Origin of the sequence: Dendrosporobacter quercicolus (assembly GCF_900104455.1) — a bacterium.
Taxonomy (GTDB): Bacteria; Bacillota; Negativicutes; order DSM-1736; family Dendrosporobacteraceae; genus Dendrosporobacter; species Dendrosporobacter quercicolus.
In genome coordinates this window covers 1-11254 of sequence record NZ_FNHB01000022.1, presented here as the reverse complement: position 1 = coordinate 11254, position 11254 = coordinate 1, and the positions used below count along the sequence as shown (strand labels likewise).

General features: G+C 50.4%; 10 protein-coding genes. 4 read left to right on the top strand and 6 right to left on the bottom strand.

The annotated features are described in order from the left end of the window. The 4 genes from BLR06_RS18995 to BLR06_RS18980 form a co-directional block, all read left to right on the top strand. Positions 1–719 (top strand): hypothetical protein (locus BLR06_RS18995; protein WP_217636948.1); only part of this gene is annotated, 719 nt, incomplete at its 5' end. A gap of 254 nt (positions 720–973) precedes the next feature. Then, a complete protein-coding gene (locus BLR06_RS18990; protein ID WP_092075151.1) occupies positions 974–2566 on the top strand; it encodes a PAS domain-containing protein in 1593 nt (530 codons plus the stop codon). Between the two features lie 267 nt (positions 2567–2833). Continuing rightward, positions 2834–4519, top strand: a complete 1686-nt coding sequence (locus tag BLR06_RS18985; protein ID WP_092075150.1) for a methyl-accepting chemotaxis protein — start codon at positions 2834–2836, stop codon at positions 4517–4519. Positions 4520–4665: 146 nt separating this feature from the next. Then, complete coding sequence (locus BLR06_RS18980) at positions 4666–5559, top strand: radical SAM/SPASM domain-containing protein (RefSeq protein WP_092075149.1); 894 nt, start codon at positions 4666–4668, stop codon at positions 5557–5559. A gap of 201 nt (positions 5560–5760) precedes the next feature. Here BLR06_RS18980 and BLR06_RS18975 read toward each other — a convergent pair whose 3' ends face one another. From BLR06_RS18975 to BLR06_RS18945, 6 genes are all read right to left on the bottom strand, one after another. Next, positions 5761–6117 (bottom strand): hypothetical protein, encoded by a 357-nt coding sequence (locus tag BLR06_RS18975; protein WP_092075148.1) that lies wholly within the window; start codon positions 6115–6117, stop codon positions 5761–5763. A 9-nt stretch (positions 6118–6126) separates the two neighbouring features. Further along, positions 6127–7131 carry a flotillin-like protein FloA gene (floA, locus tag BLR06_RS18970; RefSeq protein WP_092075147.1) on the bottom strand — a complete coding sequence of 335 codons (1005 nt, stop codon included), beginning with the start codon at positions 7129–7131 and terminating at the stop codon, positions 6127–6129. 18 nt (positions 7132–7149) lie between these two features. Next, positions 7150–8448 carry an NfeD family protein gene (locus tag BLR06_RS18965; RefSeq protein ID WP_245698235.1) on the bottom strand — a complete coding sequence of 433 codons (1299 nt, stop codon included), beginning with the start codon at positions 8446–8448 and terminating at the stop codon, positions 7150–7152. A 260-nt stretch (positions 8449–8708) separates the two neighbouring features. Beyond that, positions 8709–9302 carry a 5'-deoxynucleotidase gene (gene yfbR / locus BLR06_RS18955; RefSeq protein ID WP_092075145.1) on the bottom strand — a complete coding sequence of 198 codons (594 nt, stop codon included), beginning with the start codon at positions 9300–9302 and terminating at the stop codon, positions 8709–8711. Positions 9303–9312: 10 nt separating this feature from the next. After that, a complete protein-coding gene (locus BLR06_RS18950; RefSeq protein ID WP_092075144.1) occupies positions 9313–10530 on the bottom strand; it encodes a deoxyguanosinetriphosphate triphosphohydrolase family protein in 1218 nt (405 codons plus the stop codon). Positions 10531–10621: 91 nt separating this feature from the next. Continuing rightward, positions 10622–11254: collagen-like protein (locus BLR06_RS18945; protein WP_139164555.1), on the bottom strand; the 633-nt coding region annotated here is incomplete at its 5' end.

Here is an 11254-nt window from a genome sequence, read left to right as displayed (position 1 = left end):
CTACTGGAGCCACCGGCGTTACCGGAGTCACCGGCTCTACCGGGGCCACCGGGGCCACCGGACCTACCGGCGCTGGCGCTACTGGAGCCACCGGCCCTACCGGAGACACTGGCGCTACCGGCGCTACTGGAGCTGCCGGGGCCACCGGACCTACCGGCGCTGGCGCTACTGGAGCTACCGGAGCTATCGGCGCTACCGGCGCTGGTGCTACTGGAGCCACCGGCGTTACCGGGGCCACTGGCGCTATTGGAGCTACCGGCGCTGGCGCTACCGGGGCCACCGGCGCTACCGGAGGAATACTAAATTTTGCAGATTTTTTTGCCTTAATGCCTCCGGATAATGCCGCAACAGTTGCGCCAGGTACAGACGTAAGCTTCCCGCAAGACGGACCCGTCAGCGGATCTGCCATTGCCCGTACCGGCCCCAGTACCTTTAATTTATCTGCAATCGGAACTTATCAAATCTTGTTTCAGGTAAGCGTGACTGAAGCGGGACAGCTTATTCTAACTCTTAATGGCGCTGACCTGGCTTACACAGTAGCCGGTCGAGCAACAGGAACATCCCAAATCGTAGGAATTGCTCTTGTAACTACGACAGCCGTCAATTCAATACTCACCGTACGTAATCCGGCTGGCAATGCGGCAGCACTAACCATCACTCCTCTTGCGGGGGGAACAAGGCCTGTTTCAGCACACCTGACCATTACGCAAATCGCTTAGGAAAATAAATACTCAAGGAGAAGCAGCGCGTTTGACAATCAGACTTCTCGCTGCTGCTAACCCTGCCAATACCTTTTAACTGATATCCAAGTCCCTGCGCGGCCTTTGCTGTACTTGCTTAAGAGCACAGTAAAGGCCGCGAAAAACTTATAATATGACTATTCAGTCACGCTATAGTTACACAAGGAGTATCTCTTGTACTGTCAGAATATAGTATTGTTCCCAAGTTATTTGTTGAAGGCGGTTGCAAATTTATGCAAGAAATGAACATCCTACAGAAGCTAGAGAAAATCGGTCTTAGTATGATATTTGAGTTTATTCCCGGCAAAGCCTGTGTATCCACTGATCCCAGTTGCACAGAAATCATCTATAATTCCGCCGCCGCACAATTTTTAGAAATGGCGTCCTGTACCGGCTTGTTCTTAGCCGGAGCACGCCCGCCTTACAAAATATTCCGCCGCGGCCGGGAGTTAGCTCCCGCCGAGCTGCCTCTACAACGCGCCGCCTGGCTTGGTGAAGAAATCTTAGGCGATGAGCTGGAAGTGGTCTGCTTAAACGGCCTGAAAAAACATACACTCTGGAACGCACGCCCGCTGCGTGATCATCAGCGCAATATTATTGCCGCCCTGTGCACATTTGAAGATATTACGGATAAAAAACGTCTTGCCGAAGAGGTGCGCTGCAACGAAAAGAAATATCGTTTGCTGCTTAACAATATACCCGGCCTGGTCTTCTGGTCGAATAAGGCCGGTCAAATCGAATTTGCCAATGAATCAGCCGGTAAATTCTTTCGCCCCTGGCTGGGCAATCCCCAAAACCGCCCTTTACTTGACATTGTCACGCCAACCGTCGACCAACCCGGTATTCACGAATATCGTTTACCAAACGGCCAGCAGGTCTGGATTCAATGGATGTTCCGAAAATATGCACATCCGGTTACGCAAGCGTCCGGGCTGCTATCCGTGGGGTTTGACATTACCAGTCTGTACCGTACCAATCAGGCCATTTCCCTGGACTACGAACTCCGGTACCGGACGGACCTGTTCAATAAAGCGCTCCGCGGCGAACTCAACCGGCAGGAGCTGCGGGAAATCGCCTGCCGGTCAGGCATCGTCTTTCCGGACAGCTCACTGCTGCACATTATCCGGATCAGGGAAGTTGCCGACGAACGGCAACCTGAAGTTCGCCGGGAGCAATACCAGGCCAGGCTTGACCGGCTAATCTTCGACATCTCCCGCCGGACGTCCGGCATCGCCTGGCAATCAGCGGATGGAATTATCATCCTAATCCCCGTCCCGCACGCCAAGGCGTCCTTAAACGGCAGCCCTGCCGACGAAACTGCCGAAATACTGCTGGCGCTGACCAGGAAAGCATTTCCCGACAACAAGGTTTTAATTGGCATCGGCGGTCTCACCGGCAATCCGCCTGATCTGATCCCCGCTTATCAGCAAGCCGTCTTTGCACTGCGCGCCGGTCTGGTTACCGAACAGGGAAAGCCGTTCTACCGCTGGCAGGATCTTGGGATATTACAGCTTATGGCGTCCTGCTGTGATTCCGAACTAACCCATACGTTTATACAGACCGAACTTGGCGCTCTGTTGGCATATGATAAAATCAGGGCAAGCTCGCTGGTTGACACGCTGGAGCAAATTTTAACCGCCGGCTCGGTTGCCGCCATTACCAGACAGTTGCACATTCACGAAAAAACCGTTTTGTTCCGCAAACGAAAAATCGAACAAGTATTGGGAACCTCCATCGATAACTATGCAAAAAAATTAAACCTGTTAATGGCGATCAGGCTGCTCAGACTACATTCAGGCGCCAACAGCGAATATCAGCACAAATAGGATCAAGCCGCCCAGGCCCGGTCGCAGGCCGCAGTCCCGCTTACCGCACAGGGTCATAAAGTGGAGCGCTTTCATATGCTTTGGCATTGAAAGCGCTCCATTATTTTTATTACTAAAAAATGGATATAAAGTTATCTATTTCAGATAACTATCGCTATCTTTCGACAAAAAACGCTATCTTCAGCGCTAGAGGCGTTAACAGGCTGCTGAAGAGAATACTTACAAAAATAAATCATAGGTAAATGAAAGGATGAAAACATCTTGCGAATGAATTTGACAATCAAAACAGTGGGCTTTTTTTTACTGGTGGTTCTGGTAGCCTCTGCGGGCTTTTGCTTCACCATCTGGAAGGTGAACGAAACAGCATATAAAAACACTGTGATAAAAAATGAAATGCTGCCGCGTTTCATCACCACAAGCAATATAAACTATTATGCTACGGCCCAGGTATCCTTTCTGCGCGGCTGGCTGATAACCGGCGATCCCACTTACTTGGAAGAATGGAAAAAAGCCAGTGCCGCTGCTACCGCCAGCGAAGCGGAGCTAATTGAAATGTCCGTTGCCGGCAGTACCGGAGAAAAGCTTTCTTCCGCCACAAAAACGCTTGACGACCAATATACCGCACTAGCCAAATCCTTTGTTCAACTGGTTCAGGAGGGTAAGCGGGACGAAGCCCAGAAATTCCTGGTCGAACAAATGGGGCCGGCTGGAGCTGCACTCAATGCCCAGCTGCAGGAGCATAATAAATTCCGGCTGAACCAAATTAACACTGAAATTGACGAGGCTGTCGCCAATGCCGAGCAAGCAAAGCTGGTTGCTGTCATAGCCGCAATATTTGCCGCTGTTATTGGTACAATAATCGGCTTTTTATCCGCCCGCAGCATTGCCAGGCCGGTCAACCAACTGGCTGAAACAGCCCGGAAAATAGCCGGCGGCGACCTTACCGAACAAGTTAAGGTTGACCGCCAGGATGAAATTGGCGAATTAGGGCTCTCCTTTAATACAATGGTCGGTCAGTTGAAAACCCTCATCCGGCAAATCACCTTGAACGCCGACCAGCTGGCGGCCTCCAGCGAGGAACTTACCGCCAGTTCCGACCAGTCGGCTCAGGCCGCCGCTCAGATCGCCGAATCAATCACCGATGTCGCTACAAGCGCTAACCGGCAAATGAGCGCGGCCAATGAAACTTCGTCCGTCGTGGAACAAATGTCGGCAGGTATCCAGCAGATGGCGGCAAGCGCAAATCAGGTGGCCGCCCAGTCGCTTCAGGCAGCCGATAAAGCCAAAGACGGTCAGAACGCCGTCTCAAAAGCCGTTGACCAAATGAACCATATCGAAACAACTGTTGTTACTTCAGCTCAGGTAGTAGCCAAATTGGGGGAACGCTCTAAGGAAATCGGACAAATTGTTGATACCATTTCCGGAATAGCCGGCCAGACAAACCTGCTGGCCCTCAATGCCGCCATTGAGGCAGCCCGGGCTGGTGAACAGGGCCGGGGCTTCGCCGTCGTCGCTGAAGAAGTTCGCAAGCTAGCTGAACAGTCCCAGGAAGCGGCAAAAAAAATTGCCGGATTAATTGGTGAAATTCAGGGGGATACCGGTAAGGCGGTCATCGCCATGAACGACGGCACCAGAGAGGTGAAAATCGGCGCTGAAGTGGTCAATGCCGCCGGCTCGGCCTTCCAGGAAATTGTGGAGCTGGTTACCCGGGTAGCAGGGCAGGTACGGGAAATTTCAGCTGCTACCCAGCAGATGGCCTCCGGCAGTCAGCAAATCGTAGATTCCGTTCAGAACATCGACCAGTTGAGTAAGAAATCGGTAAACGAGGCGCAGAGCGTATCAGCGTCCACCGAAGAACAGCTGGCCTCCATGCAGGAAATCGCCAGCGCCAGCCAGGCTCTGGCCAAACTCGCTCAAAACCTGCAAACCGCAGTAGCAGTATTTCACGTTTAAAATGCTTCCGGCAACCTTTGAAAACCTCCAGCAGTCATCAACTGCCGGAGGTTTTTTCTGTTCACAGAACAGCATTTGACTGTCCAGTCACTTTTGTGTTATTGTTAAATTATAGCAAAAACTCGAAGGAAAGAAGGTTACCGGCCATGATGATCAATTACGAAAATCTCCTGAAATATTACTTTAAAAACAACTGGCCAGGGTTGTTTAATTTACGGGAAAAGTATAAACGGAAAAATTATCAGCGGAAGGTAAAGAAAATTATCCTTGAACATTTATCTCAATTTAGGGCTGCCGGCAGTTATCCCTTGTTCCGTACAATTGAAATAGAGACGATGAATAGATGCAACAGCACCTGCTCCTTTTGTCCGGTAAATAAAAATGCCGACACCCGTGCATTCAAAAAAATGGATGAGCAATTGTTTATCGCTATCGTTAAACAGCTAAAACGCTGTAATTACAGCGGCAGGGTGGGCTTATACTCCAATAACGAACCGTTTTTGGACGAACGGATCAGCGATTTTGCCAAAATAGCCAAAACAAACTTGCCGCAATGCACCATTTTTCTCTATACCAACGGAACCTTGCTTACGCCCGAAAAGTTTGTAACAATCATGCAGCACCTTGATCAAATGTACATCGACAATTATAATGATCGCTTGAAGCTCATCAGGCCGGTAAAGGAAATCTACGATTTTTCAAAAAATAAAAAACTGTATAATGACCGGGTGCGCATCAGGCTGCGCAGGCTGAACGATGTATTAAGTACACGCGGCGGACAAGCGCCGAACCGGAAAGAGGAATGCAATACTGCCTTAGATTATGGCTGCCTGCGGCCATTTTATCAAATGGTCGTTCGACCTGACGGAAAAGTCAGTTTATGCTGTAATGATGCTTTAGGAAAAATGACCTTAGGCGATTTAGCCGCCAGTTCAGTCGAGGAAGTTTGGCAAAATGAAATGTATGTAACGCTACGGGAAAAATTAGTCGCCGGGAGAACGGCTACCCCGCTTTGCAGGGCTTGCGACTCAATGCTGTAATGTAAAACAAAACGCACCTAGTACCTTGCACAGTTAGATGTTAGTCTTAGACGACGTAGATTTTTTCCTCCTGCGTGGCGAAGGAGCCGCGCAGATCGGAAATCTGTAAGGCGACGCCAATGAAGCAGGGCGGAAAAAGATGCGTTGTATAACTAATATTTGACTGTGTCAAGGTATTAATAACTAGGTGCGTTTTGTTTGTTAACGACGTCGGGTAAATCTAGCTTCAATTGGACGCATAGACCTCGGCGGCTGAAGAATTTCAGCAAAAATGACGCCATTGAGCACAACAGAAGGATGCAGCTTATTGTCCCAGCCGCCTTCCTCTTGCCCGGCCTGAGGCTTGGAGCTGTCGGCCAATTTTGCCGCCAGCGGAGCTTTGGGACTTGCTGCAACAGGTACTGGAACTTGCTGCTGCGGCATCTTCGGGGGAAATTTCTTTAATCCGTAGTCCGGCATTTCCGGCGGTGGCTCAGCCTCAGGACTGCTTTTGGCCCTGCTCAGTATTTCGGACAGAAAGTACAGCAGCGGTATGAGGAAAAGAAACCAATTTTCCATCTATTTCACCTACTTAGTTGGTTTGTCATGCCCGTCTCCCGGCATAGAGGCCGGCCCCGCCTTGGCAATGGTTTCTCTCATTTGCGTATCGGCCAGCACATTATTCATATTATAGTAGTCCATAACCCCCATGTTTCCGTCCCGCAAAGCCTGCGCGAGCGCCTTGGGAACTTCGGCCTGGGATTCGACTACCTTGGCCTGCATTTCCTGAGTAAACGCCTTCATTTCCTGCTCTTTGGCAACCGCCATAGCCCGGCGCTCCTCAGCCCGCGCCTGGGCAATCCGTTTATCTGCTTCCGCCTGGTCGGTCAGCAGCTCTGCCCCGATATTGCGGCCTACGTCAATGTCGGCAATATCAATGGACAAAATTTCAAACGCGGTTCCCGCGTCCAGGCCTTTGGAAAGAACGGTTTTGGAAATATGATCAGGGTTCTCCAATACATCTTTATGATCTTCGGAAGAGCCCACCGTAGTAACAATCCCTTCACCTACGCGGGCAATAATGGTCGCTTCACCCGCGCCGCCTACCAAACGGTCAATATTGGCACGGACAGTAACCCGGGCTTTTACTTTTAATTCAATGCCGTTTTTGGCCACAGCGGAAATGGTCGGCGTTTCAATCACCTTGGGATTAACGCTCATCTGCACAGCTTCCAGTACATTACGGCCTGCCAGATCGATAGCCGCCGAACGCTCAAAGGACAGAGGGATTTCCGCCCGGTGAGCGGCAATCAGCGCATCAACCACCCGGTCGACATCCCCGCCGGCTAAGTAATGAGCCTCCAGCTGGTTGACATTTACCACCAGGCCGGCCTTATTGGCTTTGATCAGCGGCAATACAATCTTCACCGGCTGCACACGGCGCAAACGCATTCCCACCAAAGTGAAAATCCCCACATTGACACCGGCTGCAATGGCCGAAACCCACAGCCCCAGCGGAACAAAATGCAGAAAAAGCACCGCCGCCGCTGCTACAATGACCACAACAAACAAGGGCAAAATTAATTCAAACATGAATCTACCTCCTATTTTTTATTCAATCGGCCGAACAACGATCCGGCTGCCCTGAACGGCAATGACAGTAACCTTTGTTCCAGGCTGAATATAGATGCCCTCGGAAACCACATCAAGCTTGACGCCGTCAATGTTAACCGTACCGGCAGGCCTCAGAAAAGTTTCGGTTACTCCGTTTTTATGTAAATAAATACGGTAATCATTGGCGCTGACATAGCCTTCCTGTGTCGTTTCCGACTCTTTCAACACCAAAAGTGACCAGAGTTTACTGTTGGGCAAGCGCTTGGCAATGAATAAAAACAGGATGACCGCCACAATCAGGCTCATTGACATCGTGCTCAACGCCTGCAAATTTCCTCCCAGGACCAGAAAAATACTTGCCAAAATGGCGACAAGTCCGGATATTCCAAAGATCCCTGCTCCCGGCACAAACAATTCCACCACCAGGAGGACAATACCGCCAAGAAACAAGAGAATTTCCACCATTCCGGCCAGGCCTGTCAGCCATTGACTGCCGAAAAACAGCGCCGCCGCCGTAATTGCGACAAGTCCCGCACCGCCAAAGCCGGCGGTTTTAATCTCCGTAAGAATGGCTAGGAAAATAAGCGAAACAAGCATGGACTTTACCGCCGGGTTGGACAGCCAGCCGGCCAGCTTTTCCGGCCACTCAGAGTTATATTCAATGACCGGGGCATCCTGCAGGCCATAATGCTTTAACAAACTGTCCCGGTTTTCGGCGACAACATCGGCATACCCCACCTCAATGGCCTGGTAATCGGTCAAAGCAAGAATTTGGCCTGGTTCAGCATAACCGGGAAAGCCCAGGCTCTTATCCACCATCGCCTCGGCGATACGCGGATTGCGGCCCGTCCGGTTGGCGGTGGCGGCAAATTCCGCCTTTAGGGCGGCAACCGTTTTTTCCGTTGTGGGTATGGGTTCGGCCGCGCCAATACTGCCCCCGGGGGCAATGGCCAGATGCTTATGGGAAAGAGCGATTAAAGCTCCGGCCGACCAGGCCCGGTTGCGAATATAACAAATGGTTTGCGTTGGCGAATCAATCAGCAAATCCCGGATACTGACAGCCGCGTCAACCAAGCCGCCAAAAGTATCTATTTCAACAATGACCGCTTTAGCCTCCAAACGCTTTGCGTCAAGCATAGCTCTGTGCAAAAGCGCTGCCTGGCCCCCGTCAATGTCACCCTTAATCTGGACAATAAGCACCGGAGCGGAAGCTGCACTGTAACCCACGAAGGGAACAAGCAGCAACAAGGCCAGAAGCAGCACAGCAATCTTGCGGAAATTACGACAAGAAAACACACCATCACCTCGCACTTCTCTATTGATGATACTATTCGCGACGAAAGCAGGCTATTCCTGTACAAAAGAACAATGCTTTTAAAATTTGACCGTCTATTCTTCAAAGAATGTCAAATTGGCCGCCAGACTGCAGTACTATTATTCCCGGCGCGGCTTGCAATTATCATCATCATGCACTCCCGGCAGGTCTTAACAGCCTCTTTCCTAACAAAACGGTATAACGGCAAACTTCCGCCAGGGGAAAAGTGCTGGCGGGTCAGCTAGCCTTTGGGGTTATTATTTAGTTCATCTAAAGTCAGTGAAAATCCCGGCGCAAAAACCTCCATAAAAAACGCCACTTCCGGCAGATCGTTTTCCGCCAGCTCCTGCTTAATCTGCCTGCAGGCAACTGCAAATTCCTGATTGCCGGCTTTCAGTTCCTCCACACATTTCAAATACGCGCTGATTTTATCCGCCGCTTTGACAATCCGCCATAATTCAGCATCCTCAGGCTGACGGATCAGGATACGGGAATAACCGTTTTTCATTTGCTCAGGCAGCATCTGGTGCAGTTTCCGCTGCGCCATGCCCTCAATCTCCTGATATACAGTCTTTATCCGGGGATTGAAGTACTTGACCGGCGTAGGCAAGTCGCCGGTAAAAACCTCCGACACCTCATGATACATACCAAATAGTGCCGCTTGGCCGGAGTCAATTTGCCCGCCGAAACAGGTATTGCGAATTTCAGCCAGACCATGCGCAAGCATTGCCACTTGCAGGCTGTGCTCCTGGATATTTTCGGACACCGTATTTCTCATCAGTCCCCAGCGCCGGATAAATTTCATCCGGGACAGGAATGCAAAAAAATGACTCATCGCCGTCACCTCAAAAGGTTGTAATTTCGTTAAACAGTGTAATGGCGAAATTATCGCTCATTGCAGAAATGTAATCCACAATAGCCTGAATATAATCCTGCCGCTTTTCCAGGCAATACAGCACCTCATTTTGATATTTCGCCGTTCTTTCTTCCGTCCGGGCATACTTGGCAAGCCACTCTCTAAAGTTATGGGCCAGTACGGGGTAAATCACGGCATAGCGCTCCAGCTCAGCCGGCGTTTCCGTCCCCCGGTAGGCGCTCTTCAGCGTCTGATAGATACTCTCCACAACCAGCTGGGCATACTGCTTATAAATATTCAGCCGTTCATGCCGGTAAATATAACGGTAGTTAAACGCTTTTAACGCATTGATCAAATCCAGGTATTGCGGCGAAAAAGCAATACCCCGGTCCGGGGAGCTTGTCTTGCACAAATCAATAATAAAATCGTGCATTAATAATGTATTGGTGATCTCATTCGCCTCAAACGCGCCAAACTGCCGGCCGATGTTTACCAGTTCACGGATTTCACTATCTGTTAAAATTTTGAGCAGCAGGGCGTCTTCAATATCCCGCCCCAGATAAGAAATTTTGTCGGAAATCTTAACAACGCAGCCCTCCCAGGTAAATGGCGCGCACTGGCTGCTCTTTTCAATACAATATAAATCAAATGCTTCCGCCCGCGGAAAGATCGAATTTTCATCCACCTCGCCGCAATGGCAGACAATACCGTCCCTGACGGCATACGTTAAATTCAGATTTCGTTCCAGCCCCTCATTGTCAGTCAGCGTCTCGCATTTGTCAACAAACCTGAGGCTGTTGCGTTCATGCCAAAAAGTCGCGCCCAGTTCCTGTTTGACAATTTCCTTTAAGAATTCCTCGCCGGCATGCCCGAAAGGCGCATGGCCCAAATCGTGGCCGATGGCGATGGCGTTGGTAAGTTCGGTATTCAGGCCCAGAAACCTGGCGATGGTGTAACTGACGGAAGCAACATGATTGACATGTTCTATCCGGGTGCAAATATGGTCATGCCGGGCGGCAAAAAATACCTGGGTCTTGTTTTTCAGCCGCCGGTAGGCCGTACTGTGTAAAATCCGGGTGTAATCACGGGCAAACTGGCTGCGAATATCATCGGCTTTTTTATAGATCGGCGTTATTCGCCTGACCTGCTGCTCCCAATTGGGATTTTTCTCGTGAGCGCTGACTTTACTGAACAAGCCGCTTTGCATCTTACCACCTCCGCCTTCCCTGAAATATTCCGATTCAGACAGAAAAACTCCTGCCAAAGCGCTGCAGGTTTTGACAGGAACTCCGATCTTTCTATTCTAATACCGCCAGCCATGGAGTCTTCCATAAATTCACATCACTGGTGCTTATCGTTTGACCAATGGTAAAGCCGCTCAGATTTTGTTCTCTGAAGTTAATCGGCGGGGCATCCGCCACTGTATTGGTTCCGGCCACCACAGCACCGAGCTGGGAGGCGTTCACCTGATTATACACGGCAAGATAATACAGTTGATTGCCTAATAGGGTGACTGGTGCAATTAACGGCAGAACCTCCAAACCGCCGCTGATTGTTGTTGCGATAGCCGTTATGCCGATTACCTGAGCGGTAGAATTTGACGTCGCCTGCAAAACGGCAATTTGAAACTGACCCGTACCAGCCCCGACCTGGATTACATAGGCTGCGGCATGAGAGACAACTCTATCCATATCTCCGCCAAAAATAACGCCGCCAATTGCCTGATTGTTCCCGCCGCCTTCATCAGGAGTAATTGTTGTATTGATATTGCCCAAACTGCTGGTCATTAAACATACATTCGTGTCTGCCGAAGCTCCGGTAACTCCCGTTGCTCCAGTCTCTCCGATGGCTCCCGTCGCTCCAGTCTCCCCGGTAGCTCCTGTTTCCCCTGTTGCTCCAGTTTCTCCGGTTACCCCGGTCTCTCCGATGGC